A 26,474-nucleotide genomic window follows, 5' to 3' on the forward strand; every position below is an offset into this window, starting at 1 on the left:
GATGGACCAGCACGGCCGGCACGTGCCGGCGAGAGGAAGTGACCCGATGAGCCTGCTCGACGTACGCGACCTGAGCGTGGTGTTCCAGCGCCGCGGTGAGCAGCCGTTCACCGCGGTCGACAAGGTCAGCTTCAGCGTGGAGCCGGGGCAGACCGTGGGCCTGGTCGGCGAGTCCGGCTGCGGCAAGAGCGTGACCAGCCTGGCGATCATGGGCCTGCTGCCCCGGCGGGGCAACAAGGTCAGTGGCCAGGTGCTCTTCGAGGGTGCCGACCTGCTGAAGCTCCGCCCGGACGACATGCGGGACCGGCGCGGCCGGGACATCGGCATGATCTTCCAGGACCCGCTCTCCTCGCTGAACCCGGTCATCCCGATCGGTGTCCAGGTGGCCGAGGTGCTGGAACGGCACCGGGGCATGGACCGCAAGGCGGCGCTGAAGGAGGCCCGGGAGCTGCTCGACGCGGTCGGCATCCCGGACCCGAACCGGCGGCTGAAGGAGTACCCGCACCAGCTCTCCGGCGGCATGCGGCAGCGGGCGCTGATCGCCATCGCGCTGGCCTGCAAGCCGAGGCTGCTGATCGCCGACGAGCCGACCACCGCCCTGGACGTGACCATCCAGGCGCAGATCCTCACCCTGCTCAAGCAGCTCGTCGACGAGACCGGCACCGCGCTGATCATGATCACGCACGACCTGGGCGTGGTCGCCGGGCTCTGCGACACGGTCAACGTGCTCTACGGCGGCAAGGTGGTGGAGCGGGCCCCCCGGCACGAGCTGTTCGCCCGGCCGCGGCACCCGTACACGCACGGACTGCTCAACTCCGTGCCGCGGCTGGACTCGCCGCGTGGCGAGAAGCTGCACGCCATCCGCGGCTCGGTGGCCGACAACATCCCGTGGGTCGAAGGGTGCGCCTTCGCGCCCCGCTGCAACAACGTGGTGGACGCCTGCCTGGAGGGCACCCCTCCGCTCGAACCCACCGCGACCGGCGGCGACCTGCGCTGCAACAACCCCGTAACCGAGGAGGTGGCGGTCCCGTGACCGAGGAGCGGACCGGACCACTGGTCGAACTGCGCGACGTCAAGGTCCACTTCCCGATCAAGAGCGGCGTGCTCTTCGACCGTACGGTCGGCCACGTCTACGCGGTCGACGGCGTCTCGCTCTCCATCAACAAGGGCGAGACGTACGGGCTGGTGGGCGAGTCGGGCTGTGGCAAGTCCACCCTCGGCCGGGGCCTGCTGCGGCTGGTCGAGCCGACCGACGGCGAGATCGTCTTCGACGGCACCGACGTCCGCTCGCTCAAGGGCGAGTCGCTGCGCCGGGCCCGCCGCCGGATGCAGATGATCTTCCAGGACCCGCTGTCCAGCCTCGACCCCCGGCAGTCGGTGGAGTCGCTGCTGGTCGAGGGGCTCAAGGCGCACGGCCTGGCCGGCGACAAGGCGGCCACCGCCAAGAAGCTGCGGGACGCCCTGGCCGCGGTCGGCCTGCCCGCCTCGGCGCTGAGCAAGTACCCGCACGAGTTCTCCGGCGGCCAGCGGCAGCGGATCGGCATCGCCCGAGCCCTGGTGCTCGACCCGGACCTCATCGTCGCCGACGAGCCGGTCTCCGCGCTGGACGTGTCGATCCAGGCGCAGGTGCTCAACCTGCTGGAGGACCTGCAGAACGAGCACGGGCTGACCTACCTGATCATCGCGCACGACCTGGCGGTGGTCCGGCACATCGCCGACACGGTCGGCGTGATGTACCTGGGCGGCCTGGTGGAGGAGGCGTCCAGCGACGACCTCTACCGCGAGCCGATGCACCCGTACACGAAGGCGCTGATGTCGGCGGTGCCGGTGCCGGACCCGCAGGTGGAGGACCGCCGCGAGCGGATCCTGCTCGCCGGCGACCTGCCCTCGCCGACGAACCCGCCGGCCGGCTGCCGGTTCCACACCCGCTGCCCGTGGGCCCAGCCGACCCGCTGCGGCGACGAGCGGCCGGCGCTGCGCGAGGTGCTCGACGGTCACCGGGTGGCCTGCCACTACGCCGAGGACATCGCGGCGGGCCGGATCCGGCCGCACGAGGTGGAGCCGGAGCTGGTCCGGCCGGACGACGGCGCGGCACCGGGCGGCCCCGGTGAGCTGATCCCGACCCCGTGAGCAGACGACGAGGCCCCCTTCCCCGGACGCCGGGGTAAGGGGGCCTCGTCGCGTCGTCAGCCCTCGGGGCGGTTGAGCAGGGCGACCGCGACGGCGTGGACCGCGTCCAGCCCGGCCGGGTCGGCCAGTGCCGTCTTCCCGCCGGTCACCGCGTACCACTCGTCGGCGTCCTTGTACTGCACGCGCAGGGTGACCTGGCCGTCGGCCCACTCGGTGCGCAGGGTCAGCTCACCGGTCACCACGCCGACCTCGTCGGTCATCACCCCGCCGGGACCGGCCGTGATGTCGGCGGTCCGCTGGTGCGGCCCGCCCGGCGCGCCCGCGGTGGGCGCTCCCGGCATGGCATCGGCCGACATGCCCGCCCCGGAGACGTCGGCGGGGGCCGGGGGCGTGCCGTCCGCCGTCATCCCGGCCGAGGTCGGGCCGGTCGCGGCGCCGCTGCCGGCGGCCGCCGCCGCGTCCTCGCCCGCCGCGTCCGGCGTCTGCTCCGGTGCCGGCCTGCCGCCGGCCCCGGTCACGGCTTGTTCGCCCATGTGCAACCCTCCAACATGTCGGTGAGGGCGGCCTTCTCGGCGCTGGTCACCGTCAGCCGCCAGTAGTGCTTCACCGTCACCCAGTCGGCCGCGTACTGGCACCAGTACGACTTGTTCGCCGGCTTCCACCGGGACGGATCCTGGTCACCCTTTGCCCGGTTGGAGCGCAGGGAAACCGCGAGGAGCTGTGGCCGGGTCAGGTCGTTGGCGAAGTCCCCGCGCTTCGAGTCGTCCCACTCGTCGGCACCCGAGCGCCAGGCGTTGGCCAGCGGCACCACGTGGTCGATGTCCACGTCGGCGGGATCGGTCAGCACGGACCCGTCGTACGGGCTCTCCCAGCGGCCGCCCACCACGTTGCAGCCGGAGAGCTTGATGCTCTCCCCGTCCCGTTGCAGCACGCTGTCCCGCACGTCGCAGTTCTTCCCGGTGTCCCGCCAGTGGGGGAAGCGGGTGCGGCTGTAGCCCTTCATCGACCCGGCGGCGGCGACGGTCAGCTCACCGAGCTGCTGGTCGACGTCAGCGGCGGCGCTCGGTGGCGTCTCCGGCTCGTCGACCACCGGGACGCAACCGGCCGCGCCGAGGGCGAGCGCCGCGGCGAGCGCGGCCGTCAACCCGGCACGGGCTCCTGATCTCCTACGCACAGACGACACCTCTTAAGCTTGCGGGCTCCCGGCGAGTCCGCACAGTACCCCCGCAGCGGTTTCCGTTATTCGTGGCGTCGGATGTGGAGCCCGGGCAGAGTGGTTTCCCATGACCACATCCGCACCCGCGCTCCGCACCGGCACCGCCGCCGGCCGGGGCACCCTGCTCGCCGCGATCCTCGCCTCCGGCATGGTCTTCCTGGACAGCACGGTGGTCAACGTGGCGCTGCCCCGGCTCGGCGCGGAACTCGGCGCGAACGTGGCGGATCTCCAGTGGACCATCAACGGCTACCTGCTCATGCTGGCCGCGTTCGTGCTCCTGGGGGGCGCGCTCGGCGACCGGTTCGGCCGGCGCCGGATCTTCCTGCTCGGGGTCGCCTGGTTCGCCGCGGCGTCCGTGCTCTGCGGCCTGTCCCAGGGGACGGGCTGGCTGATCGCGGCGCGCTTCCTCCAGGGCGCCGGCGGGGCACTGCTCACCCCCGGCTCGCTCTCCGTGCTCCAGGCCAGCTTCCATCCGGACGACCGGGGGAAGGCGATCGGGACCTGGTCCGGGCTCTCCGGGGTCTCCACCGCGCTCGGCCCGCTGCTCGGCGGCTGGCTGATCGACGCCCTCTCCTGGCGATGGATCTTCTTCATCAACCTGCCGCTCGCGGTGGCGGTGGTGCTGGCGGCGCTGCGCTGGGTGCCGGAGAGCCGGGACGTGAACGCCTCCCGTGCCGGCGCGGGGCGGCGGTTCGACGTCGCCGGGACGCTGCTCGGCGCGCTGGGCCTCGGCGGCGTCACGTACGCGTTGATCGACGCCCCGGCGCGCGGGCTCCGCTCCCCGACGGTGCTCGCGGCGGTGCTGGTCGGGGTGCTCGCCGCAGCGGTCTTCGTGCTGGTCGAGCGGCGGCGCGGGGACAGCGCCATGCTGCCCACCGGGCTCTTCACCAGCCGGCTCTTCTCGGTGCTGAACGTCTTCACCGTCGTGGTGTACGCCGCCCTCGGCGGGTTCACCTTCTTCCTCGCCGTCTACCTGCAGAACGTGGTGGGCTGGTCGGCGCTGCTCACCGGCCTGGCCACCGTGCCGATGACGCTGCTCCTGCTGGTCGGCTCGGCCCGGGCCGGGGCGCTGGCGGCCCGGATCGGCCCCCGGCTGCCGCTCACCGTCGGCCCGGTGGTCGCCGCGGCCGGGCTGCTCCTGCTGCGCCGGGTCGGGCCGGGCGCGTCGTACTGGGTGGACGTGCTGCCCGGGGTGGTGCTGTTCGGGGCCGGCCTGACCCTGGTGGTGGCGCCACTGACCGCCTCGGTGCTGGCGGCGGTGGCGGACCGGTTCGCCGGAGTGGCCAGCGGCTTCAACAACGCCGCCTCCCGGGCCGGGGGCCTGCTGGCGGTGGCCGCCCTGCCGCTGCTGGTCGGCCTCTCCGGCACCGGCTACGCGCAGAAGGCCGCGCTGACCGGCGCGTTCCGCGGGGCGATGCTCTGGTGCGCCGTGCTGCTGCTGGCCGGGGCCGCGCTGGCCGGGCTGCTGATCCACCGCCCGGAGCGGAAGGCGCCCGGGGCTCAACCCTGCCCGTCGCTGCCCGCCTCGACCCCGCCCGATCAGCAAGGAAGGGCCCCTTCTTAACGCCTGCGGCTTGGGTTCTAGTGGTGGTTGCAACGCCTGACTTGTTCAGGGGTTGCAGTGTTCGAGATCCGCAAGGACCGGTCGCCTCAGGGCCGGAAGAAGTTGCATGCTGAGCGCCAGGCTTATCTTGATCTTGTGGCGCACGGTGTGGGTATCGCACAAGCGTGCCGGATGGTCGGGGTTAACCGGCGTACTGGCCACCGCTGGCGGTATGGACGAGCAAGCCGGGCCGGGCGGGAGGCGCAGCCTCCTGCCCGGCCCGGGCCTTCCTCTGGTCGGTTCCTATCGGTGGATGACCGGATTCTGATTGCCGACCTGCGGCGTGAGGGCAGGTCACTGCGGTCGATCGCCGCCGAGTTGGGACGGGATCCCTCCACGATCAGCCGGGAACTGCGCCGCAACGCCCACCCGGAGACCGGTGACTACCGTCCCCATGCGGCGCAGGCGCGGGCCGAGGCGCGGCGCCCGCGGCCGAAGACCGGCAAGCTCGCCGCGAACCCGCAGCTGCGCCACGCCGTCCAGGACGGCCTGGACCGCAGGTGGAGCCCGGAACAAATCGTGCGACGGTTACGGCGAGACTTCCCCGACCGGCCAGGGATGCACGTGACCCACGAGACGATCTACCAGGCGCTCTACGTCCAAGGACGCGGTGAGCTACGCCGCGAGCTGACCCGGGCGTTGCGCACCGGCCGGGCGGTGCGCCGCCCGCACCGCCAGCCCGGACAACGCCAGCCCCGCTTCACCACCCCCATGGTGATGATCAGCGAACGGCCCGCCGACGTGGCCGACCGGGCCGTGCCCGGCCACTGGGAAGGCGACCTCATCATCGGCAAGGACAACACCTCCGCCATCGGCACCCTCGTCGAACGCGCCACCCGATACGTCCTGCTGGTACATCTGGGCCGCGGACGCACCGCCGAGCACGTCCGCGACGCGCTGCTGACCACCATCGCCACCCTGCCCGCCCACCTCAAACGATCCCTGACTTGGGACCAAGGCGCCGAGATGGCCCTGCACCACCAGTTCAGCACCGCCGCTGACATGCCCGTCTACTTCTGCGACCCGCACTCACCCTGGCAACGCGGATCGAACGAAAACACCAACGGCCTCCTGCGCCAGTACTTCCCCAAGGGCACCGACCTGGCCGCCCACCACCCCGAGCACCTCGCCGCAGTAGCCGCCGAACTCAACGGCCGGCCACGCAAAACGCTCGGCTGGGACACCCCAGCCGAGCGTCTCGCTAAGCTCCTAGCCGTCACCGACTAAGCCGTGTTGCAACGACCCCTGGAATCCACCCGGTAGAGGAGGGGCCCCCGCTTAACAAGCGGCCGGGGCGTGGCGCAAAGCGGCCTCAGGGTTGCTACGGTCGCCGGATGAGCGACCACGACGACCGGCTGCGGTACCGCCTGCTCACCGGGCCCGACGATGCCGAGTTCTGCCGCCGGGTCAGCGCGGCGCTGGCCGAGGGCTACCGGCTGCACGGCTCGCCGGCGGTGACGTTCGACGGTCAGCGGGTGATCGTCGCCCAGGCGGTCGTCCTGGACGACGGATCGCCGCGGGTCCTGCCCGTCTGACGTTGGTCCGAGGCCCCGCCCACCCGGTGGTCGGGCGTTAGAAGGGGTCCCCTGCTATGCACGAGTCGTTAGCAGGGGACCCTTCCTTACGAGCTCAGCTGCGGGCGCGGTTGACGGCGCTGGTGACCGCCTTGATGGAGGCGGTCACGATGTTCGCGTCGACCCCGACGCCCCACACCGTCCGGCCGTCCACCTCGCACTCCACGTACGCGGCGGCCTGCGCGTCCCCACCGGAGGAGAGCGCGTGCTCGTGGTAGTCGAGCACCCGTACCGCCACGCCCAGGGACTGCAGCGCGTTGACGTACGCGTCGATCGGGCCGTTGCCGACCGCGGTGAGCGGGCGGACCTCGCCCTCGAAGCCGACCCGGGCCTCGATCTCGACCTTGCCGTCCGCAGTGCCGATGGTGTAGCCGGCCAGGCCGACCGCCGGGTCGACCTGGTGGTCGACCAGATAGTTGCGGGCGAAGATTTCCCACATGGTGCCCGGCTCGACCTCGCCGCCGTCGTGGTCGGTGACCTCCTGGACCACGCCGGAGAACTCGATCTGGAGGCGGCGCGGCAGGTCGAACTGGTGCTCGGTCTTCATGATGTACGCGACGCCTCCCTTCCCGGACTGCGAGTTGACCCGGATGACCGCCTCGTAGGTGCGGCCCAGGTCCTTCGGGTCGATCGGCAGATAGGGCACCGCCCAGGTGAACTCGTCCACCGGCACCCCGGCCGCCGCGGCGTCGGCGTGCAGGGCGTCGAAGCCCTTGTTGATGGCGTCCTGGTGGGAGCCGGAGAAGGCGGTGTAGACCAGGTCGCCGGCGTACGGGTGCCGTTCGTGCACCGGGAGCTGGTTGCAGTATTCGACGGCCCGCTTGATCTCGTCGATGTTCGAGAAGTCGATCATCGGGTCGATGCCCTGGGAGAAGAGGTTCAGCCCCAGGGTGACCAGGTCGACGTTGCCGGTCCGCTCGCCGTTGCCGAACAGGCAGCCCTCGATCCGGTCGGCACCGGCCAGCAGGCCCAGCTCGGCGGCGGCCACGCCGGTGCCCCGGTCGTTGTGCGGGTGCAGGCTCAGCACCAGGCTGTCCCGCCGGGGCAGGTGCCGGTGCATCCACTCGATCGAGTCGGCGTAGACGTTCGGCATGGCCATCTCGACGGTGGCCGGCAGGTTGACGATCAGCTTCCGGTCCGGCGTCGGGTCGACCACCTCGATGACCTTGGTGCAGACCTCGAGCGCGTACTCCAGCTCGGTGCCGGTGTACGACTCCGGCGAGTACTCGTAGTGGATGTCGGTGTCCGGGGTGTGGATCTCCGCGTATTTCTGGCAGAGCCGGGCGCCCTGGGTGGCGATGTCGGTGATGCCGTCCCGGTCCAGGCCGAAGACCACCCGCCGCTGCAGGGTCGAGGTGGAGTTGTAGAAGTGCACGATGGCCCGGCGGGCGCCGCGCAGCGACTCGAAGGTCCGGTCGATCAGGTGCTCCCGGCACTGGGTGAGCACCTGGATGGTGACGTCCTCCGGGATCAGGTCCTGCTCGATCAGCTGGCGGATGAAGTCGTAGTCGGTCTGGCTGGCCGAGGGGAAGCCGACCTCGATCTCCTTGTAGCCCATCTGGACGAGCAGCTGGAACATCCGGCGCTTGCGCTCCGGGGACATCGGGTCGATCAGCGCCTGGTTGCCGTCGCGCAGGTCCACCGCGCACCAGCGGGGGGCGGCGTCGACCCGGCGGGTCGGCCAGGCGCGGTCCGGCAGGTCGAACCGGAACTGCTGGTCGTACGGCAGGTAACGGTGGAACGGCATCCGGCTGGGGCGCTGCCGGGCGATCGGATCGGTCTCAGCGTCGGTGGCAAATTGAGCCATCTCGAAGTGCTCCCTGGAACATGTGGCGTCAGCAGATCGGAATGTGTCGGCGAGATGCCGGGCGACGGTGCGCGGCGGTGCCGAGAAGGAAGATCGGATGTGCTGGACGGCGCGGTTCAACTCCGCGACGAGGTGCCGGCCGGTCAGGCCTCGTCGCGGCAGCCAAGGAGAAGGAACGCCCGCCACATGACAAGGTCACCCTACGTGGCGGGACCGGCGGTGGGAAGCCAGGTCCGGACTATGGGACCGATGTCACCGCCGGCTCCGCGGCCGCCGCACCGAGCCGCGGCGTCCGCCCGGCCCAGCCCACCACGGGTACGAGCGCCAGCCCGACCAGCGCGAAGATCGCCGCCGTCGGGTACCAGCCCCAGCCGCCGGTGGTCACCCCGAGCGCGGTCAGCCCCGCCGGGGCGATCAGGTACTGGAGCTGCGTGCCGAGCCGGAACGCCCCCACGTACGCGCCGCGCTGGGCGGCCGGCGGCAGGGTGGCGGTGAGCCCCCAGGTGCCCGCCGACTCGACCAGCTCGGCCACGATCAGCAGCGTCGCGACAGCCACCAGCACCACCACGGTGAGCGCGCCCCGGGTTACCCCGGAGATCGGCAGGACCAGGCAGAACAGGGCGATCAGAAGGGCACCCCGGCGGGACGCCCGGGCCGCGCCCGAAGCGGTGTCGACGCCCCGGCTGGCGCGTACCTGGAGCAGCACGATCAGCACCGTGTTGAGCAGCACCAGCCCGGCGATCAGCGTCTTCGGGGCGTCGGTGTGGGTGAGGATCCAGAGCGGCATCACCGTCAGGTATAGCGTCTGGTGCGCGGTGAGCAGCCCGGAGAGCAGCGACACCGACATGAACGGGCGGTCCCGCAGCACGGCGAACCGGCTCATCGGTTCCGCCGGTCGGGCCACCTCCGGCAACCGGGGCAGCCGCCGCACGAAGACCGCCGTCACCAGGAACACCGCCGCGATGAACCACACCATCGCCCGATACGCCCCGATGGTGTCCACCGCCAGCACCAGGCCGCTGATCACCGCGCCGAGCCCGAATCCGACGTTCAGCAACGAGCGCTGGTAGGCCATCGCCGTGACCCGCTCGGCCGGCGGGAGGGCGTTGATCGAGTAGACCTGCCGGGCCACGCCGCTCGCGGCGTCCACGGTGGCCAGCGCGACCACCACGGCGAGGAAACCGGCGAACCCGCCCACGAACGGGTACGTCGCGAAGAGCGCCGCGTCCAGCACCAGCCCGAGCACCCAGATCCGCTGCGGGCCGTACCGGTCGGTCAGCCCGCCCAGGGGAACCGTACCCAGCAGCGACACCCCCGCGGCGATCGACAGGCCCAGCCCCACCTGGGCGGCGCTGAGTCCCAGCGCCCGGGTGAAGAAGACCGCGCTGCCGGCCTGGAAGAGGCCGTTGCCGACGGCGTAGACCATGGCCTGCACGGCCAGGGCGCGGGTCAACCCGGCCGGTGGTACGACGTGCCGGACGGCGTTGCGGATGTTCTCTCTGGCCCCCATGGCGGGTGAGTGAACCGTGCCCCCATCGATCCCGTCGAGCCTTTTAGTCTGGGGCGAATCCTGCGTCGGGGGGTGTGCGTGTCCGAGTTGCGGTTCACTCCGGCCGACGTCGCGGGCGTACGGTTCACGGTCTCGCCGGTGTGGGAGACGGTCTCCAGCATGTGGGCGCTGGATCAGCCGGTCCGGCACGCGGTGCACCTGCCCTGGATCGACCGGGCCCGGGCGACGCTGCGCCGCCCGGAGGTGGCCGTCCGGGTCGGGCCGCTGGTTGAGCTGACCCGCCCCCGCAGCTGGCTGCCCGACTTCCTGACCCCGGCGGCGGCCCGGCCGGACGTGACGCTGGCCGAGCAGCTCGACCAGATCGCCGCCACGCCGCCCGACGTGGTGGTCCGGGACCTGCTGGCGACCACCCCGAGGCGCCCGCTGAGCCCGTTCGGGCGGGCCCTGCTCGCCGACCCCGCCGGGCTGCTGCCGCAGCTCGTCGACGCGGTCCGGGTCTGGCACGACGAGGCGATCGCGCCGGACTGGCCGCGGATGCGCGCCCTGCTGGAGGCGGACGTCGCCCACCGGGCCGGCCAGCTCGCCGACGGCGGCGCCGGCCGGCTCTTCGACCAGCTCCACCCGAGCCTGCGCTGGCTCGGCGACCGGGTGGTCAGCGACGACCCGTTCGAGCGGGACTTCGACCTGGGCGGACGCGGGCTGGCGCTCAACCCGGGCGTCTTCACCGACCGGCGGGTGCTGTGGAACCTGCTGGAGGATTCGGCGCCGGCCGGGACGTACCCGGTCCGGGCGGTGGGCACGCTGTGGGAGACGACCGCGACGCCGCCCGGCGACGCGCTGGCCCGGGTGGTCGGGTCGGGCCGCGCGGCGCTGCTGCAGCTGCTGGACCTTGCCGCCACCACCACCGACCTGGCCCGGCGGACGGGGATGTCCGGCGGGAACGTCTCCCAGCACCTGTCCGCGCTGCACGCCGCCGGGCTGGTCCAGCGGTCCCGCCAGGGCCGGCACGTCCTCTACCGCAACACCGAGGCCGCCACGGTCCTCGTCCGCGCCAGCCGCGGCGGGTAGTTCGCCCGGCCCGGCAGGGTCAACGCGGATCAGCGGAGGAGGAGGGCGGGCAGGGGGTGGCGGCGGCGGAGGGCGGTCTCCCTGGCCCGCAGTTCGGCGGGGAGGGCGTACGGGTCGCCGAGGCGGCCGACGGCGGCCACCACCAGCGGCCGGATCCCGGCCGCCAGTTCGAGTTCGGCGGCGAGGCCGGCCCGGTCGAAGCGGGTGAGCTGGTGCACGTGCAGGCCGAGCGCGGTGGCCTGCACGGTGAGGTGGGCGATCGCCTGACCGAGGTCGTACGCGGCCCGTTCGGCCCCGGCCTGCTCCCCGGACGCGCCGGTGTGCGCACCCACCACCAGCGCGGAGGCGTGCCGGGCCCAGCCCTGGTCGCCCTCGGGGAGGGTGACCAGGATCCGCTTCCAGGTCTCGTCCTGCCGGTGTCCGAGGGCGAACCGCCACGGCTGCGCGTTCCCGGCCGACGGGGCCCAGCGGGCGGCCTCCAGCAGCGAGGCCGCCTCGTCCCCGGTCAGCTCGGCCTCGGGGTCGAACGCCCGGGGACTCCAGCGGAAGGCGAGCAGCGGTGTCAGGTCGGCCATGAGGTGAAGCATCCCGGATGGGCGTTTCGCCCTCGCCGCCGGTTCGGACAGATGTGTTCGAGAGCACCCGTAACGGACAGGGGGGTTACTCCGTTGCGGGGCTCGTGCTGTCGGTGGGCGACGGCGCACCCGGCCCGACCGGGTCGCCCTCGGTGACCGGCCCGGCCAACTGCACGGTGGCCGGCGCCGGCCCCGGCTCGCCGGCCAGCCGCAGGGTGCCGAAGGCCGCCCGGACCGCGCTCGGGGTGCCGTCCGGCCGGTAGCAGTAGATGCCCACGTCCAGCGGGGCGTTCAGCGACGCCGAGGTCGTCTCGACCGAGTAGCACTCGCCGGCCGCCCCGGTGGGCGGGGTGGCGGGGGAGACCGCCAGCGGCGCCCGGCGGTCGGTGAGCACCTCCAGCCAGTCGGTGAACGGGTGCTGCACCTTGGGGTCCAGCTTCCGGGGCACGGCGTCGTCCGGGTCGCCGAGGCGTACGCAGCCCGCCGGCTCCGGGTGGCCCGCCGAGGGGAGCGCGCACTGGAACAGCCCGTCGGCGGTCGCGGCCAGCGAGACGTCGACCGTGCCGCCCTGGCCCCAGCCGGGCACGTCCACCCGCCAGCTGCCGTCGTTCCCGCTGGTCACCGTGACCGTCCGGTCCGGGCCGTCCCCGGTGGTGAAGACGTACGTGGCGGTGAGGTGCCGGTCCTGGGCGGCGGCCGCCAGCGCGGCGAGCTCGTCGCGGGCCGCGTCCGCCTCCGCGGGCGCCGGGTCGGCGGTGCTGGTCGGGGCCGGTCTGGGCAGGTCGGCGGTGCAGGCGGCCAACAGGGCCGGCAGGGTGATCGCCAGGACGCCGGTCAGTCGCCGGGCCGCGCGGAGGTGAGCGTGCACCGGGACATTCTGCGGTGCCGGCACGGGTCCGGGGAGCCCCGCCGTACGGCTGGCGTCCCGGCGTGTCGCGCGGCCCGCAACCGGCCCCTCCGGCCCTGGTGAGCCGCCCCACGCCGGGCCGGATGGTGGGATCACCCGACCCGGCGGTGCGCGCCGCCCGATACCCTGGGGAGGTCTGACACGCGCCGCCGGACCGGAACCCGGCGGCGTCGGCACGCTCAGGGTCGTCGCTGGGAGGGAGTGCACCGTCGTGGCACTCGTGGTGCAGAAGTACGGCGGGTCCTCCGTCGCCAACGCCGAGCGGATCAAGCGGGTGGCCGAGCGCATCGTGGCCGCCCGCAAGGCCGGCGACGACGTGGTCGTGGTGGTCTCCGCGATGGGCGACACCACCGACGAGCTGCTCGACCTGGCCAACCAGGTCAGCCCGCTGCCCCCCGGCCGGGAGCTGGACATGCTGCTCACCGCCGGGGAGCGGATCTCCATGGCGCTGCTCGCCATGGCCATCCACAACCTGGGGTACGAAGCCCGCTCGTTCACCGGTTCGCAGGCCGGCGTGATCACCACCTCGGTGCACGGCAAGGCGCGGATCATCGACGTCACCCCGGGCCGGCTCAAGGGCGCGCTGGACGAGGGCGCGGTGGTGATCGTCGCCGGCTTCCAGGGCGTGTCGCAGGACACCAAGGACGTCACCACGCTGGGCCGGGGCGGGTCGGACACCACCGCCGTGGCGCTCGCCGCCGCGCTCGACGCGGACGTCTGCGAGATCTACACCGATGTGGACGGCATCTTTTCCGCCGACCCGCGGATCGTGCCGAACGCCCGGCACATCAAGCAGATCACCTACGAGGAGATGCTGGAGCTGGCCGCCTGCGGCGCCAAGGTGCTGCACCTGCGCAGCGTCGAGTACGCCCGGCGCGCGGGGTTGCCGATCCACGTCCGTTCGTCATACTCGACCAACACCGGCACCATGGTCACCGGATCGATGGAGGACCTTCCCGTGGAACAGGCACTGATCACCGGGGTCGCCCACGACCGCAGCGAAGCGAAGATCACGATCGTCGGGGTGCCCGACGAGCCGGGTGCCGCCGCGAAGATCTTCGAGACCGTCGCCGGTGCCGAGATCAACATCGACATGATCGTGCAGAACGTGTCCACCGAGGGCACCGGGCGCACCGACATCTCGTTCACGCTGCCCAAGACCGACGGCGCGACCGGCATGGCCGCGCTCAGCAAGATCCAGGAGGCGGTCAAGTTCAAGGGGCTCCTCTACGACGACCACGTCGGCAAGGTCTCCCTGATCGGCGCGGGCATGCGCTCGCACCCGGGTGTCGCGGCCGGCTTCTTCGCCGCCCTCGGCGCGGCCGGGGTCAACATCGAGATGATCTCCACCTCGGAGATCCGGGTCTCGGTGGTCTGCCGGGACACCGACCTCGACGAGGCGGTGCGGGCCATCCACGAGGCCTTCGACCTGGGCGGCGACACCGAGGCCGTGGTCTACGCGGGCACCGGGCGGTAGCGGGGATGTCGTCGTCGCTGCCCACCCTCGCCGTGGTCGGGGCGACCGGCGCCGTCGGCACGGTGATGTGCCAGCTCCTCTCCTCCCGGCGCAACGTCTGGGGTGAGATCCGGCTGCTCGCCTCGGAGCGCTCGGTCGGGCGAAAGGTGCAGTGCCGGGGCGAGGAGTTGACCGTCCAGGCCCTCACCGCCGACGCGTTCGACGGGGTCGACGTGGCCATGTTCGACGTGCCGGACGAGGTCTCCGTGGCGTGGGCACCGGTCGCGGTGGCCCGGGGCGCGGTGGTGGTGGACAACTCCGGCGCGTACCGGATGGACCGGGACGTGCCGCTGGTCGTCCCGGAGATCAACCCGGAGCAGGTCCGCAACCGGCCCAAGGGGATCATCGCCAACGCCAACTGCACCACCCTGGCGATGATCGTGGCGATCGCCCCGCTGCACCGCGAGTACGGTCTCCGCGAGCTGGTGCTCGCGTCGTACCAGGCGGCGTCCGGGGCGGGGCAGGCGGGCGCGGACGCGCTGCACGCCCAGCTCGGCAAGGTCGCCGGTGACCGGGTGCTGGGCTCCCGGCCGGGCGACGTCCGGCAGGCGGTCGGCGACGAGCTGGGCCCGTTCCCGGCCCCGCTGGCGCTCAACGTGGTGCCGTGGGCCGGCTCGCTCGGCGACGGCGGCTGGTCGTCCGAGGAGCTGAAGATGCGCAACGAGTCGCGCAAGATCCTCGGGCTGCCCGATCTCAAGGTCTCCGCCACCTGCGTACGGGTGCCGGTGGTGACCGGCCACTCGGTGGCGGTGCACGCGGTCTTCTCCGCCGAGGTGGACGCCGAGGGCGCCCGCGAGGTGCTGCGCAACGCGCCCGGCGTGATCCTGGTCGACGACCCGGCGGCGGGCGAGTTCCCGATGCCGATCGACGCGGTCGGCACCGACCCCTCCTGGGTCGGCCGGATCCGCCGCGCGGTGGACGACCCGCGCGCCCTCGACCTCTTCGTCACCGGCGACAACCTCCGCAAGGGCGCCGCCCTCAACACGGCCCAGATCGCCGAACTCCTCGCCACCGACCTGACCCGCCCCTGACTCCCACCCCTCCCTCACCCCGTCGATCTTGCAGTTTGTGCCCGGGTAGATCGGGTGCAAGCCGCGAAACGCGGGCCGAACGTGCAAGATCGGCGAGGGTGGGTGGGGCTAGGCGGCGAGGTGGACGCCGTCGCGGCCGTGTTGTTTGACCGCGTAGAGGGCGCGGTCGGCGCGGTGGAGGGTGCGTTCGGGGGGCTCGCCGAGGTGGGGCAGGGCGACGCCGACGCTGATGGTCCGGCCGGTCCGCCGGGCCGCCTCGGTCAGCCGCTCGGCGATCCGCACCGCCTCCTCGGGGCGGCTCACCTCGATCACCGCGACGAACTCGTCGCCACCGGTGCGGTACAGCTCGTCGCCCTGCCGCAGCGCCCCCTCCAGCGCCCGGGCCAGCCCCACCAGGAGCTGGTCCCCGGCTTGGTGGCCGTACGTGTCGTTGACGTTCTTGAAGCCGTCCACGTCGATCGCCAGCAGGGCGGTACGCCCCGGCGTGGCCTTGGCGATCCGCTGCCCGAACGGCCCGGTGTGGCGCAGCCCGGTGAGCGGGTCGGAGCTGGCCTGCTCGCGCAGGCGGGCGAGCGTGCGCAGCCGGTCGAGGCAGGTCCACGCCTGCCCGGCCAGCAGCTCCATCAGGTTGACCGTGGTGGGGTCGGGCCGCAGCAGCCGCTCGTCGGCGACCAGCAGCGTGCCGCCGCCCTCCGGCGGCCCGACCGGCACCGCCACCAGGGTGCGCGCCCCGGCCCGGGCCAGCGGCAGGTAGTCCTCGGTCGGCGGGTGCCCCGCCTCGCCCAGCGTGTACGCCGAGCCGTGCCGGTGGGCCCGCGCGATCATCCGGCCCAGCGCGGCGGGACCGGCCTCGGTCAGCTCGGCCCGGAGCCGCGACTCCAGCTCGCCCGGGGTGCCGGTCGGGGCGCCGAGCCGGGGCCCCGACCGGCCGGCGAGCAGCAGCACGGCCGCGGAGAGCCCGGAGACGTCCCGAGCGGCGGTGATCGCGGCGGCCATCAGGTCCCAGTCGGTGGGGGCGGCGGTCATCGCGGCGGCGTGCCGGAGCAGCTTCTCGCCGCGGCTCTCGGCCGGCGGGCCGCCGAGCGCGGTGATCCGGGCGCCCAGCCGGCCGGCCAACCGCTCGGCGGTCCCCCGCCACCGGTCCAGCTCGACCGGGCCGGTCCACTGGAGGTCGAGCACGCCGATCGGCCGCCCGGCCGGGTCCCGCACCGGCACGCAGAGCTCGGCGGTGACGTCGGGGCGTACCGGGAGGTAGTCGGGGTCGGCGGTGACGTCGGCGACGGTGGCCGGCTCGCCGGAGGCGTACACCCGGCCGACGATCGACCGCTCCGGGTCGCGGCCCGGCGTCGGCCGCGCCGAGCTCCCGGTCCGCGTCGGCACGGTGGAGAAGACCTGCCAGGCGCCGGTGGCCGCGACGCAGCGGAGCCCCTCGGGGACCTGGAGCAGGATCGAGATGGTCGCCGGGGTGTGTCGGGCGAGCGCGGCGACCGTCCACTGGCACGCCTCCAGAGCGGTCGACGCCATCGGAAGGCGGACCGTGACGTCCCGGATGACTCGCTCGTGATCCACGTCGTTCCTGGTCGGAGGGGTCGTAGCGCGATCAAGGGTACTCAGCGGACGCTCCGCCGACCTTCGTACACATGTGCTATCCACAGGCTGTGGACGTGGCCTGTGGGTGCGGTGGAACGCGCGGCCGGGTGGTCGGCGATAGCGTGAGGGTCCCGGTCCCGAGGAGGCGTCGATGCTCATCGCCCAGCTGAGCGACCCGCACGTGACCACCGGCCCGCTCGGTGCCGAGCGGGCCACCGGGCTGCACCGGGCCCTCGGCCGGGTGCTGGCCCTGCGCCCCCGGCCCGACTGCGTGGTGATCACCGGCGACCTGGTCGACAACGGCCGCCCCGACGAGTACGTCGCGCTGCGCGATGTCATCGGGCGCTTCCCGTTGCCGGTGCACCTCGCCGCCGGCAACCACGACGACCGGGAGTCGCTGCTCGACATCTTCGGCGGCACCCCCTACCTGGCCGGCGGCTTCTCGGCCCACTATCACGTGGACCACCCGGACGCGACGCTCGTGGTGCTCGACTCGCTCGCCCCCGGGGACGCCGCCGGGCGGCTCGGCGAGGAGCAGCTCGGCTGGCTCGACGGGGTGCTCGCCGGCCGCCCGGAGGCGCCCGCCGTCGTGTGCCTGCACCATCCGCCGGTCGCGGTCGGCGTCCCGGTCATGGACGCCATCCGGCTCACCGACGCCGTCGCCTTCGCCGCGGTGATCGAGCGGCACCCCCATGTCGTACGCGTCGCCGCCGGTCACCTGCACCGGCCGGTGACCAGCGGCTTCGCCGGCACGGTGCTGACCACCGCGCCGAGCACCTGGATGCAGGTGAGCCTGACCATGACCGACGATCCGGACGTCGGGATGGTCGCCGAGCCGACGGCCTTTCTGCTGCACCGGGTGGCCGGCGGCAGCTGCGTCACGCACACCGTCCAGGTGAGCCACGCCGCCGGGCGGACCGCCTGGTTCTGACCCTCGGTACGCGCGGAGGCCGCCGGAATCGACTTCCGACGGCCTCCGCCCTCAGCCCCGGCTGGATCAGAGCAGGGCGAGGATCCGGTTGAGCAGGGTGACCAGCCCGTTCAGGCCGCCACCCGCGCCGCCCGTGTTGTCGAGCAGACCGGCAACCGCGCAGAGCAGGTTGCCGAGCAGGTTCCCGGGACCCTGCTGCGCGGTGATGTCGAGCACCACCTCGTTCAGGTGGACCTGGAGGCCGAGCAGGTTGAGGTCCAGCGGGCCGAGGTCCAGGTTGAGGATGTCGCAGGTGCCGCTGACCTGGACGGGCACGGTGGCCTGCTGGCTCACCGCGCCGAGCGAGCTGCCGGCCGAGTTCGTCAGGGTGCCGGTCAGCGTGCCGACTGCGGCGAGCTGGCCGTTCTGGTTGACGAACCGGGTCGGGGTGAAGGTGCCGGCGAAGCTGCCGGTGCCGCCGAGCGCGTCCGTGAAACTACCGGTGACCGGCGTGGTGAGGGTCGACGCCGCCGGGGCGACGGCCGGCGCCTGCTGGGTGACCGGTGCGGCCTGCGCCACCCCGGTGCCGCCGAGAGCCAGGCCGGTGGTCGCGGCCAGGGCGACGAAGGTGGTGCGGAGACGTGCTGCGTGCATGAACTCTTCCTTCCACTGGGTTGCCCTTTGCGTCACATCCGGTACCCGGAAGAGAATCGACGAACCGTATAAACTTTCTCACTTTCCATCCCTTTCGGACAGACTCGGCGCTCCTTCGTGCCTGCCGGCCGACCGCGCGGCACGGATCATCACACTCTCGGCCGGACCGTCGAAATCGGACAGCGGACGTTCGTCGCCGGATTGTCGTCCCGGGGCCGACATTCGGGTGAGGCTGGCCGCCCAAGGGATGTATTTGCCGGCGCAGAGGTTGTCACGGGTAAACATTTGCCGTTGAAATGATCATGTCGTCGCCCCGGGCGAGGACATGGCAGTCAGCGCCGGCGCCCGTCCGCCGGCCAGCAACCAGTGGGGGAACACGTGAAGCAGAGGTTGATCGGTTTCGTGGCGGCGCTCGCGGTCGCGGTCGGCGGCGCGCTGGCCGTCTCCGGGCCGGCGCAGGCCGCCACCCCGGCCGTCCAGATCACCAAGGTCTACTACAACTCGCCGGGCACCGACACCCGCTCCAACAGCAGCCTGAACGCCGAGTACGTGCGGCTGACCAACAAGCGCAGCACCACCATCAACCTGAAGTACTGGACGCTGCGCGACAAGTCGAACCACGTCTACAAGTTCAGCGGGGACTTCCGCCTGGCCGCCGGCGCCAGCGTCTTCATCCACACCGGCAAGGGCACCAACAGCGCGACCCACCGGTACTGGGGCTCCGGCGCGTACATCTGGAACAACACCGGCGACGCGGCGTACCTGCGCAACTCCGCCGGCACCTCGATCGACACCTGCTTCTGGGGCAGCAGCGGCGGCTACACCTACTGCTGACCCACTAGACCCGCGACGCCGGCTCCCCGGTCCCAGGGAGCCGGCGTCGCGCGGGTGTGCGGCGTCCTCAGCCGAGCAGGGCGTCGCGCAGCGCGGCGGCGAGCACGTCCGGCGGGACCTCGTGGAAGCCACCCGCCAGGCTGAGGTCGGTGGCGCCGGGAATCGCCCCGGCGGTCGCCGTGGCGGCGTCGCGCAGCCAGTCCGGGCTGCCCGTGCTCGCCACCACGACGGTCGGGACGGTGATCCTGCCGAGCCGGTCGGCGGGCAGTCCACCGTAGCCGGTGACCGTGGTGTCGTAGGCCAGCGTATGCGCCAGCCCCTCCATCCAGGGCCACTCCGGCGCGCCGCGCATCCCGGCGACCGCCGCGGGCGGCACCCCGACCGCGTCGGTCAGGAACAGCTCCACCGCGTCGCCGCGCCGGCCGCCCGCCACCAGCTCGGTCAGCCGCTCGGCCAGCCCGGGCTTGCGGCCGCCGTGCGCGCCGGCCTGGAACGGTGGCTCGAAGAGCGCCAGCCCGGTCACCGGCAGACCCTCGGCCGCCGCGTAGGCGGCGAGGATCGCCCCGGAGGAGAGGCCGTAGAGAAAAGCGGTGCCGCCCGCCCGGCTCAGCAGGGCCGCCAGGTCCTCGATCTCCCGCTGCACCGCGTACGGCCCGGTGTCCCCGCTGTCGCCGCGGCCACGCCGGTCGTAGCCGTACACGGTGAAGTCGGAGGCCAGCGCGGCGCCGAGCGGACGGGTGGTGCCGCGGTCGTTGAAGGCCCCGCCGACCAGGACGATCGGCGGCCCCTCGCCGGCCGTCTCGTAGGCGATCGTGGTGCCGTCGGCGGACCGCACCGTGTCCACCGTCCAGGTGGTGCCGTTCGACGTCATGGCTACTTTCCTAGTGCAGACGGCCGGCTTACGGTGGCCGTGAAGGAATTCACCTGCCAGTCATGTCGGACTCGTCGGGCAGACCGGTGCAAGTCGCCGGCCATATCCGCTGTTCTGTTGTACTGGCCCGGTCGACCAATCACGTGTCGGATGGCAAGCTTTCTCCGGCGGGTGGTGTCCCCCGACTGCCGCCTTCCGCGATCGACCCCTGTCACGGCACGGATCAGGGTCGCCGGACGAACCATCGCCCGGACAGCCACGCGCCGAACCTCATGAGGAGTTCCATGTCCGTCCCCGGGATGCGTCGGGCCGCCGTCGGCCTGGCCGCGCTCGCCGCGACCGCGTTCACCGCGGTCGCCGTCAACCCCAACCAGGCCGAGGCCGACCCCAAGCCGGTCGACGTCAAGCTGCTCGCGATCAACGACTTCCACGGCAACCTCGAGCCGCCGACCGGCTCGAGCGGCACCATCGCCGGGCAGGCCGCCGGCGGCGCGGAATACCTGGCCACCCAGCTCAACAAGCTGCGCGGCACCACCGAGGAAGAGCGGGAGCGGACCGTCACGGTCGCCGCCGGTGACCTGATCGGCGCCTCCCCGCTGCTCTCCGCGGCCTTCCACGACGAGCCGACCATCGAGGAGATGAACCTCGCCGGGCTCGAGTTCACCAGCGTGGGCAACCACGAGTTCGACGAGGGCGCTACCGAGCTGCTCCGGATGCAGAACGGCGGCTGCCACCCGGTGGACGGCTGCGCCGACGGCACCCCGTTCGCGGGCGCCAAGTTCCAGTACCTGTCGGCGAACGCCTTCAAGACCGCCACCGGCCAGCCGCTGCTGCCGCCGTACGGCATCAAGAAGATCGACGGCGTCAAGGTCGGCTTCATCGGGATGACCCTCGAGGGCACCCCGCAGATCGTCAGCCAGCAGGGCGTCGCCGGCCTGTCCTTCGCCGACGAGGCGGACACCGCCAACAAGTACGCCCGCATCCTGCAGGCCCAGGGCGTGCAGTCCATCGTCGTGCTGCTGCACGAGGGCGGCGTGCAGAACGGCGGCGGCATCAACGACTGCACCGGGTTCAGCGGCCCGATCGTCGACATCGCCAACCGGATGGACCCGGCGATCGACGTGATCGTCAGCGGGCACACCCACGCCGCGTACAACTGCAACATCAACGGCAAGCTGGTGACCTCCGCCAGCTCGTTCGGTCGCCTGGTCACCGACATCGACCTGAAGGTCGACCGGCGCAGCGGCGACGTGATCAGCGCCAAGGCGAACAACGTCGTGGTCACCCGGAACGTCCCGAAGGACCCGGCCAGCACCGAGCTGATCAACCACTACAAGACCGCGCTCGGCCCGGTCGCCGACAAGGTGGTCGGCGAGACCACCGCCGCGATCACCAAGACCCAGGAGAACCTGTACCAGACCGGGGTCGACGCCAACGGCAAGCCGACGTACCAGACCGGTGAATCGCCGCTCGGCAACCTGATCGCCGACGCCCAGCTCGCCGCGACCGACAACGAGCAGAACGCGGTTGCCGCCTTCATGAACCCCGGTGGGGTGCGCGCCGACATCGACGCCGGCCCGGTCACCTACGCCGAGGCGTTCACCGTCCAGCCGTTCGCCAACAACCTGGTGACCCTGGACCTGACCGGTGCTCAGCTGTACTGCATGCTGGAGCAGCAGTTCACCGTGGCCCGCGTGCTGTACGCGTCCTCGACCGTGCACTACGTCGTCGACACCAACGGCACCACCGCGCCCGCCGGCTCGCCGTGCAGCGGCACCCGGGTGGTCCGGGGCAGCCTCACCATCAACGGCACCCCGGTCACCGACACCGCGACCTACCGGGTCACGGTGAACAACTTCCTCTCCGGTGGTGGCGACGGCTTCAGCGTCCTCCCCGGTGGCACGAACGCGGTCACCGGCATGATCGACCTGGACGCCTTCACCGCGTACCTGACCGAGAAGTCGCCGGTTTCCCCGCCGGCGCTGGACCGGATCCAGACCACCGCGGAGGTCCCCGCCGCCTGACGGCGAACCCGTACGACGACGGGCCCCGGAGCTGAAGCTCCGGGGCCCGTCCGCTGTTCCGGGGCCCGTCCCCGGGACGCCCTCACGCCTGCGCGGCCGCCGGCTCCCGGACGGGACGCGGTACCCGGTCGGGCCGGCCGTCCTGGGCGGGGGTGAGCAGCCGGCCCAGGGTCAGGGCCATGACCGAGGCGATCAGGGAGCCGCCCACCACGAACGCCACCCAGATCCGCCCGTGCGCCGCCCCCATCAACGGGCCGGCGGTGACCGGGCCGATGATCCCGCTGATCCCGAAGATCATCGAGCTCATCGCGTTGTAGCGGCCGCGCAGCTCGTCGGTGGCGAGGGCGTTGGTCAGGGCCGGCATCACCGGCGAGAGCATCGTCTCGCCGAACCCGAAGATCGCCGAGCAGGCCACCACGCCGAGCGCGGCGAGCAGCGCGTTGCCCGTGCCGACCAGGCCGGCCGCGCCGAGGACCAGCCAGGCGGTCGCGAAGACCGCGCCCACGGCGGCCAGCGCCCTCGTCCGGCTGCGCCCCTCCATCCGGCGGATCACCAGCAGCTGGGCGAGCACGATCATGACGGTGTTGCAGGCGAGCGCCCAGGCCACCACCCGCGGCGTCACCTCGACCACTCGCACCGAATACGCCGCGAAGCCCACCTCGATCTGCGCGTAGCCGCAGGTGGTGAGCACCAGGCCGAAGAGCACCAGGCGCCGGAACGGCCGGTCCCGCAGCACGGTGAGGTAGCCCCCGGCCGGACGACCGGCCTCGGCCGCCGGGGCCTGTGCCAGCCGGTGCCCGACGTGCGGCAGGGTCAGCAGGATCAGGCCGGGCATCAGGTAGCTCAGCGCGTCCAGCAGGTAGATCGCCTGGAAGGTGACCGGGCGGGCGATGTCGACCACCGCGCCGGAGATCACGCCGCCGATGCCGATGCCGAGGTTGAGCAGGGCGAACTGGAGACCGAACACCCGCTGCCGCTCGCCGTCGCCGGTGAGCGAGGCGAGGATCGTGGTCTGCCCGGACCAGAGCGCCGAGCCGCCCACCGCGATCAGGGTGCTGACCGCGAACGCCGTGCCGACCGAGTCGACCAGCGCCAGCGAGCCGGTGCCGACCGCCTCGACCGCCAGGCAGGGCAGCACCACCCGGCGGGCACCGAACCGGTCGATCAGCGTCCCGCCGAGCGGGGAGAGGGCGAGCGTCACGGCGCCGAACCAGCCGATCACCAGGCCGGCCTGGTTGTCACTCAGCCCGCGCACGTCGGTGAGGTAGATGAAAAGGAAGGGCAGGGTCAGGCCGCGCCCGACGGCCGACAGCAGGGTGCCCAGCAGGATCCGACGGGCTTCAGGGCGGGTGGGTAGGGCGCGGCGCAGCATGCCTGGATTCTGTTGCGGGGGTACGACAGGCGGCGAGCGGTTTTCGGGTGGCCCACCTCACCCCGCAGAGGGCGGGGTGAGGTGGGTCTCAACCCGTCGGCGTCGGGCTCACCGACCCGTCGACGGTGGCGGCCGAGGGTGACCCCTCAGGCGTGGCGGCCGACGGGCTGGTGTCCGATGGGGAAGCCGCCGGCGAGGTCGAGCCGGAGCCGGCGGGCGACGGCACCGGGGTCTCCGGGGCCGGTGTGGTGGGACCGGCGGGCGCCGACGGTGCCATGGACGTTGCGTCGCTGGGGCTGAGTGTCGTGCCCTCGGTCGGCATCGGGGTCGCGGCGGTCCCGGTGGGCGTGCTTCCGGCGTTCGCCGCCACGGCCGGGTCCTGCTCGATGACGGCCGCGATCCGCGCCCGGTAACCCTCCAGGCGGGCCTGGATCTGCTGCGGGCTGAGCCCCTGGAGGTGCTGGCCGAACTCCTCGATCTCCTGCCACAGCGCGGTGAGGCGGTCCTTCGTGCCGTCGCTCAGCCCCTCGGGCACGGTCACCACGAGTTGCGAGGCCAGCGCGTACGTCAGGCACTCCCGGCAGGAGTAGTTGACGGCCACCGACACGTTCTCCGGCACGACGATGTCGGCGGGACCGACGACGAGCACCACCTGGAACGAGACCGCGACGGTGCGGCAGTCCCGGCACCTCGCCAGGGCGTACGCCTCGTTGCGGTTGTCCACGTCCCCCTCGGTGACCCACACGAGCGCGAAGGCCACGTCATAGACGGTGGAGCCGTCCCGGGTGTTGACGGCCAGGGCCTGGTTGTCCCCCGGACCCGGTGCCTCCGGCGCGTGGAACGGGAAGACCCAGGCCGGTTGCGTGGGGCCGCCGACCGCGGGGGTGGCGGGGTGCCGGGGCACCAGGACGAGCGCCAGCCGCTGCTCACCTCCCGCGGGCGGCGGATCGGTGCGGGGCCAGGCAGTGGTCACGGTGCCCCGGTCCCCGACCTGGAGGGTCCGGTCGACCGCCGGCACTGCGGAATGCCGATGCCCGGCGGGCAGTGCGTCGGCGACGGTGCCGCGCTCGTTCTCCTGCACCGGCTGGTACTTCTCCGGGGCCGGCCACCAGGCCCACACCAGCGCCGCCGCCACCGCGCCGCCGGCCACCAGCGCGCCGGCTCGGCGCAGCGGGCGGCTCGCCGTGGCCCGCCAGACCGACCGCACGGTCCGCCGAACCAGCCGGATCAGGAGGTACGCCGTGCCGAGCAGGGGCAGGCAGATGGCGAGCACGGACAGCAGCCGGAGGCCGATGCTCGGGACGTCCCCGTCCGCCCAGTTCGCGACCAGCAGCACGGACTGCCGTTGCAGGCCCTGCCAGGCGGTCGCGACCACCCGGGGCAGGGCCGTCACCATCAGCACCAGCGTCAGCAGCAGCAGCGGCACCACGACCAGGACCCACAGGGTCACCACCAGCCGGGCCCACGGCTTCAGCACCTTGGCTTCCGGGCGATTCCACCGGGTCGGGAGCAGGCCGAGCAGCGTCGGCCGGATGCGGGAGTAGAGGTCCGGCACGCCGGTCAGGTCCGCCAGGATGTGGTAGCCGTCGAAGCGGACGAACGGTGCCAGCTGCCGGAGCATCTGCAGCACCTGGGCCACGATGATGAGCAGCAACGCGTCCCACCGGATGACCGCCCAGGTGGCGAAGATGGCCACCGCGACGATCGCGTTGAAGTACAGGCCGCCGAGGTCGACCCGGATCCGGCCGGCCCGTCCCAGGCGGTAACTGTCGTCGACGTTGGTGTAGAAGGCGGGCCAGACCAGGTACAGCCCCACGCCCATGGCGCCGGGGGTGGCGCCGCCGTACCGGCAGGCCGCGGCGTGCCCGAACTCGTGGAAGCCGGCCGAGACGATGGTGATCGCGAAAACCAGCAGCAGCAGACCCGGCTTGTCGAACGCCTGGTGGGTGGCGGAGGCCAGCCCCTTCTCGAACAGCACCCATCCGGTGGACAGCAGGAAGGCGGCCAGGACGACGGCGACGACCAGCGGGCGGAACAGGACGGCGAACGGCCTGGTGACTCGCCGGGTCATCGTGGGGTTGGAGACGACGAGCCGGAACCGCAGCGCCAGCAGTGGATTGGCCTTTCGCGCCGCCGGCGCGGATCCGTCAGGTCGCCCGACGAGTCCGAGCGGGCGCAGCTTCTGCACGGTCAACATCCGGACGTTGTCCGCGGTGACCAGACGGTCGATCCTCCCGGTGACCAGCGCCGCGATCTCCGGGTAGCCGCGCCGGCCGTCCATCGCCTCGAGGATGAGGTACAGCAGCCGGGTGAGCTGGCAGGTCTGGCCGTCGGCACGCCGTACCAGCCCGGGTGGCTGGCGGTACCCGGAGCCCGGCAGCTCGCCCAGCAGTTCCAGTCCCGGCGCGTGGACGGGCACCTCCCGCGGATCGGATCCGGTGTGTTCGGCGGTGCCCGGGTCCGGTTCGGGCCCCGCAGGGCGGGGCACCGTGCGCGCGGCGCCCCGCCCCGGCGAGGTACGCGGATCGAGTGGCGAGATCACACTCATCGGCGCTACTGGGTGATCTCGGCCTGCTGGTCGGCCGTGGCCTCGGCCGTGACGTCGTCGAGATGCTGGGTGATGATCGCGTCCTGCTGCGAGATGGCGGTGGCGCTGGAGTCCACCGAGGCGACGTTCGCGGAGACGGCGGCGTCGATCGGCGCCGCGACGTTGGCGTTGGCGGCGACCGCGCCCGCGACCGGGGCGGCGAGGTCCGTGTCGAGGGCCACCTTGACGTCGACGTTGAGCAGGTCGCCGTCGAGCATCGACGCCGGGTCGGTCGGGACACTGACGTCCCCGTCGGTCGTGCCGCCGCCGGTGGTCCCGGGATCGGTGGTGCCCGGGTCGGTCGTGCCGCCGTCGATCATGTCGTTGGACTGGTCGATCGCGCTGTCCTGCGGAGCGGTGGCGATCGCGTGGCCGGAGATGGCTTGGTCGATGAGGACGCCCTGGTCGGACAGGGCGGCCGCGGTCGAGCCGGTGGAGAGGATGTTCGCCCCGACCGCGGCGTCGATCGGGGCGGCGACATTGGCGTTGGCGGCCACCGCGAGGTCGATCGGCGCCGCGAGATCCAGTCCGAGGTCGAGGTCCACGTTGAGGTCAAGGAGAGAGATCACCTCCTTCGTGGGCAGCGCGGTCGCCGCCTCCGCGGCCAACTCGTCCAAAGTCAGGGGAGTCAGTTCTGGTGCGCTCACGTCAGCTCCATTTCCCGTACGCGGGCGGCGTGCCATGGGTTCGTCATG

23 protein-coding genes are annotated in these 26,474 nt (G+C 72.6%); 11 read left to right on the forward strand and 12 right to left on the reverse strand.

Features of this window, described 5'->3' with window-relative positions:
• Positions 1 to 46: 46 nt before the first annotated feature.
• Together Q2K19_RS12380 and Q2K19_RS12385 are read left to right on the forward strand one after the other, a co-directional pair.
• Positions 47 to 1,033, forward strand: coding sequence for an ABC transporter ATP-binding protein (locus Q2K19_RS12380; RefSeq protein ID WP_302772452.1), 987 nt, complete (start codon positions 47 to 49; stop codon positions 1,031 to 1,033).
• Positions 1,030 to 2,130, forward strand: coding sequence for an ABC transporter ATP-binding protein (locus Q2K19_RS12385; RefSeq protein ID WP_302770760.1), 1,101 nt, complete (start codon positions 1,030 to 1,032; stop codon positions 2,128 to 2,130). The genes Q2K19_RS12380 and Q2K19_RS12385 overlap by 4 nt, the downstream gene beginning before the upstream one ends.
• A gap of 56 nt (positions 2,131 to 2,186) precedes the next feature.
• On the opposite strand, the gene Q2K19_RS12390 is transcribed toward Q2K19_RS12385, so the two are convergent.
• Positions 2,187 to 2,663, reverse strand: a complete 477-nt coding sequence (locus tag Q2K19_RS12390; RefSeq protein ID WP_302770761.1) for a hypothetical protein — start codon at positions 2,661 to 2,663, stop codon at positions 2,187 to 2,189.
• Positions 2,645 to 3,304 (reverse strand): HNH endonuclease family protein, encoded by a 660-nt coding sequence (locus Q2K19_RS12395; RefSeq protein WP_302770764.1) that lies wholly within the window; start codon positions 3,302 to 3,304, stop codon positions 2,645 to 2,647. Before Q2K19_RS12395 ends, Q2K19_RS12390 begins: the two co-directional genes overlap by 19 nt.
• A gap of 109 nt (positions 3,305 to 3,413) precedes the next feature.
• On the opposite strand from Q2K19_RS12395, the gene Q2K19_RS12400 reads away from it, so the two are divergent.
• From Q2K19_RS12400 to Q2K19_RS12410, 3 genes are all read left to right on the forward strand, one after another.
• A complete protein-coding gene (locus Q2K19_RS12400) occupies positions 3,414 to 4,910 on the forward strand; it encodes an MFS transporter (RefSeq protein ID WP_302770766.1) in 1,497 nt (498 codons plus the stop codon).
• 171 nt (positions 4,911 to 5,081) lie between these two features.
• The gene (locus tag Q2K19_RS12405; RefSeq protein ID WP_302772454.1) at positions 5,082 to 6,176 is read left to right on the forward strand and encodes an IS30 family transposase; all 1,095 of its coding nucleotides are present in this window, start codon (positions 5,082 to 5,084) and stop codon (positions 6,174 to 6,176) included.
• A gap of 107 nt (positions 6,177 to 6,283) precedes the next feature.
• The gene (locus Q2K19_RS12410) at positions 6,284 to 6,484 is read left to right on the forward strand and encodes a DUF1737 domain-containing protein (protein ID WP_302770768.1); all 201 of its coding nucleotides are present in this window, start codon (positions 6,284 to 6,286) and stop codon (positions 6,482 to 6,484) included.
• 94 nt (positions 6,485 to 6,578) lie between these two features.
• Here the strand turns inward: Q2K19_RS12410 and leuA are convergent, their stop codons facing one another.
• Together leuA and Q2K19_RS12420 are read right to left on the reverse strand one after the other, a co-directional pair.
• On the reverse strand, positions 6,579 to 8,330 hold the full coding sequence (gene leuA / locus Q2K19_RS12415) for a 2-isopropylmalate synthase (RefSeq protein WP_302770770.1): 1,752 nt from the start codon (positions 8,328 to 8,330) through the stop codon (positions 6,579 to 6,581).
• Between the two features lie 238 nt (positions 8,331 to 8,568).
• Complete coding sequence (locus tag Q2K19_RS12420) at positions 8,569 to 9,840, reverse strand: MFS transporter (protein WP_302770771.1); 1,272 nt, start codon at positions 9,838 to 9,840, stop codon at positions 8,569 to 8,571.
• Between the two features lie 78 nt (positions 9,841 to 9,918).
• Between Q2K19_RS12420 and Q2K19_RS12425 the strand changes: the two genes are divergently transcribed.
• Positions 9,919 to 10,908, forward strand: coding sequence for an ArsR/SmtB family transcription factor (locus tag Q2K19_RS12425; protein WP_302770774.1), 990 nt, complete (start codon positions 9,919 to 9,921; stop codon positions 10,906 to 10,908).
• Positions 10,909 to 10,937: 29 nt separating this feature from the next.
• Here Q2K19_RS12425 and Q2K19_RS12430 read toward each other — a convergent pair whose 3' ends face one another.
• Entirely contained in the window at positions 10,938 to 11,483 is a 546-nt protein-coding gene (locus tag Q2K19_RS12430) for a nitroreductase family protein (RefSeq protein WP_302770776.1), read from the reverse strand.
• Between the two features lie 85 nt (positions 11,484 to 11,568).
• Positions 11,569 to 12,351 carry a hypothetical protein gene (locus Q2K19_RS12435; RefSeq protein ID WP_302770779.1) on the reverse strand — a complete coding sequence of 261 codons (783 nt, stop codon included), beginning with the start codon at positions 12,349 to 12,351 and terminating at the stop codon, positions 11,569 to 11,571.
• Positions 12,352 to 12,601: 250 nt separating this feature from the next.
• Here Q2K19_RS12435 and Q2K19_RS12440 point away from each other — a divergent pair, with 250 nt between their 5' ends.
• Positions 12,602 to 13,867, forward strand: a complete 1,266-nt coding sequence (locus Q2K19_RS12440) for an aspartate kinase (RefSeq protein ID WP_302770782.1) — start codon at positions 12,602 to 12,604, stop codon at positions 13,865 to 13,867.
• Between the two features lie 5 nt (positions 13,868 to 13,872).
• Positions 13,873 to 14,937 (forward strand): aspartate-semialdehyde dehydrogenase, encoded by a 1,065-nt coding sequence (locus Q2K19_RS12445; RefSeq protein ID WP_302770785.1) that lies wholly within the window; start codon positions 13,873 to 13,875, stop codon positions 14,935 to 14,937.
• A gap of 108 nt (positions 14,938 to 15,045) precedes the next feature.
• Here Q2K19_RS12445 and Q2K19_RS12450 read toward each other — a convergent pair whose 3' ends face one another.
• Positions 15,046 to 16,506: a sensor domain-containing diguanylate cyclase gene (locus tag Q2K19_RS12450; protein WP_302770788.1), complete on the reverse strand. Its 1,461-nt coding sequence runs from the start codon at positions 16,504 to 16,506 to the stop codon at positions 15,046 to 15,048.
• 172 nt (positions 16,507 to 16,678) lie between these two features.
• Between Q2K19_RS12450 and Q2K19_RS12455 the strand changes: the two genes are divergently transcribed.
• Positions 16,679 to 17,458, forward strand: coding sequence for a phosphodiesterase (locus tag Q2K19_RS12455; RefSeq protein WP_302770791.1), 780 nt, complete (start codon positions 16,679 to 16,681; stop codon positions 17,456 to 17,458).
• A gap of 66 nt (positions 17,459 to 17,524) precedes the next feature.
• Here the strand turns inward: Q2K19_RS12455 and Q2K19_RS12460 are convergent, their stop codons facing one another.
• Positions 17,525 to 18,091 (reverse strand): hypothetical protein, encoded by a 567-nt coding sequence (locus Q2K19_RS12460; RefSeq protein ID WP_302770792.1) that lies wholly within the window; start codon positions 18,089 to 18,091, stop codon positions 17,525 to 17,527.
• A 378-nt stretch (positions 18,092 to 18,469) separates the two neighbouring features.
• Here Q2K19_RS12460 and Q2K19_RS12465 point away from each other — a divergent pair, with 378 nt between their 5' ends.
• Positions 18,470 to 18,925 (forward strand): lamin tail domain-containing protein, encoded by a 456-nt coding sequence (locus Q2K19_RS12465; RefSeq protein WP_302770794.1) that lies wholly within the window; start codon positions 18,470 to 18,472, stop codon positions 18,923 to 18,925.
• A 67-nt stretch (positions 18,926 to 18,992) separates the two neighbouring features.
• On the opposite strand, the gene Q2K19_RS12470 is transcribed toward Q2K19_RS12465, so the two are convergent.
• Positions 18,993 to 19,796, reverse strand: a complete 804-nt coding sequence (locus Q2K19_RS12470) for an alpha/beta fold hydrolase (protein ID WP_302770797.1) — start codon at positions 19,794 to 19,796, stop codon at positions 18,993 to 18,995.
• A gap of 284 nt (positions 19,797 to 20,080) precedes the next feature.
• Here Q2K19_RS12470 and Q2K19_RS12475 point away from each other — a divergent pair, with 284 nt between their 5' ends.
• Entirely contained in the window at positions 20,081 to 21,820 is a 1,740-nt protein-coding gene (locus tag Q2K19_RS12475) for a bifunctional metallophosphatase/5'-nucleotidase (protein ID WP_302770800.1), read from the forward strand.
• A gap of 82 nt (positions 21,821 to 21,902) precedes the next feature.
• Here the strand turns inward: Q2K19_RS12475 and Q2K19_RS12480 are convergent, their stop codons facing one another.
• The 3 genes from Q2K19_RS12480 to Q2K19_RS12490 all read right to left on the reverse strand — a co-directional run bounded on the left by Q2K19_RS12480 (position 21,903) and on the right by Q2K19_RS12490 (position 26,426).
• Positions 21,903 to 23,192, reverse strand: a complete 1,290-nt coding sequence (locus Q2K19_RS12480; protein ID WP_302770801.1) for an MFS transporter — start codon at positions 23,190 to 23,192, stop codon at positions 21,903 to 21,905.
• Positions 23,193 to 23,280: 88 nt separating this feature from the next.
• On the reverse strand, positions 23,281 to 25,740 hold the full coding sequence (locus Q2K19_RS12485; protein WP_302770803.1) for a zinc metalloprotease: 2,460 nt from the start codon (positions 25,738 to 25,740) through the stop codon (positions 23,281 to 23,283).
• Between the two features lie 5 nt (positions 25,741 to 25,745).
• The gene (locus Q2K19_RS12490) at positions 25,746 to 26,426 is read right to left on the reverse strand and encodes a hypothetical protein (protein WP_302770804.1); all 681 of its coding nucleotides are present in this window, start codon (positions 26,424 to 26,426) and stop codon (positions 25,746 to 25,748) included.
• Between the last annotated feature and the right edge of the window lie 48 nt (positions 26,427 to 26,474).

Source organism: Micromonospora sp. NBRC 110009, assembly GCF_030518795.1.
Taxonomy (GTDB): Bacteria; Actinomycetota; Actinomycetes; order Mycobacteriales; family Micromonosporaceae; genus Micromonospora.

Bases quoted from the DNA above. Each gene is read 5' to 3' on its own strand.
- Q2K19_RS12390 (WP_302770761.1), bottom strand. From the start codon at position 2,663: ATGGGCGAACAAGCCGTGACCGGGGCCGGCGGCAGGCCGGCACCGGAG.
- leuA (WP_302770770.1), bottom strand. From the start codon at position 8,330: ATGGCTCAATTTGCCACCGACGCTGAGACCGATCCGATCGCCCGGCAG.
- Q2K19_RS12410 (WP_302770768.1), top strand. From the start codon at position 6,284: ATGAGCGACCACGACGACCGGCTGCGGTACCGCCTGCTCACCGGGCCC.
- Q2K19_RS12485 (WP_302770803.1), bottom strand. From the start codon at position 25,740: ATGAGTGTGATCTCGCCACTCGATCCGCGTACCTCGCCGGGGCGGGGC.
- Q2K19_RS12430 (WP_302770776.1), bottom strand. From the start codon at position 11,483: ATGGCCGACCTGACACCGCTGCTCGCCTTCCGCTGGAGTCCCCGGGCG.
- Q2K19_RS12405 (WP_302772454.1), top strand. From the start codon at position 5,082: ATGGTCGGGGTTAACCGGCGTACTGGCCACCGCTGGCGGTATGGACGA.
- Q2K19_RS12455 (WP_302770791.1), top strand. From the start codon at position 16,679: ATGCTCATCGCCCAGCTGAGCGACCCGCACGTGACCACCGGCCCGCTC.
- Q2K19_RS12480 (WP_302770801.1), bottom strand. From the start codon at position 23,192: ATGCTGCGCCGCGCCCTACCCACCCGCCCTGAAGCCCGTCGGATCCTG.
- Q2K19_RS12460 (WP_302770792.1), bottom strand. From the start codon at position 18,091: ATGCACGCAGCACGTCTCCGCACCACCTTCGTCGCCCTGGCCGCGACC.
- Q2K19_RS12380 (WP_302772452.1), top strand. From the start codon at position 47: ATGAGCCTGCTCGACGTACGCGACCTGAGCGTGGTGTTCCAGCGCCGC.
- Q2K19_RS12470 (WP_302770797.1), bottom strand. From the start codon at position 19,796: ATGACGTCGAACGGCACCACCTGGACGGTGGACACGGTGCGGTCCGCC.
- Q2K19_RS12420 (WP_302770771.1), bottom strand. From the start codon at position 9,840: ATGGGGGCCAGAGAGAACATCCGCAACGCCGTCCGGCACGTCGTACCA.
- Q2K19_RS12400 (WP_302770766.1), top strand. From the start codon at position 3,414: ATGACCACATCCGCACCCGCGCTCCGCACCGGCACCGCCGCCGGCCGG.
- Q2K19_RS12445 (WP_302770785.1), top strand. From the start codon at position 13,873: ATGTCGTCGTCGCTGCCCACCCTCGCCGTGGTCGGGGCGACCGGCGCC.
- Q2K19_RS12475 (WP_302770800.1), top strand. From the start codon at position 20,081: ATGTCCGTCCCCGGGATGCGTCGGGCCGCCGTCGGCCTGGCCGCGCTC.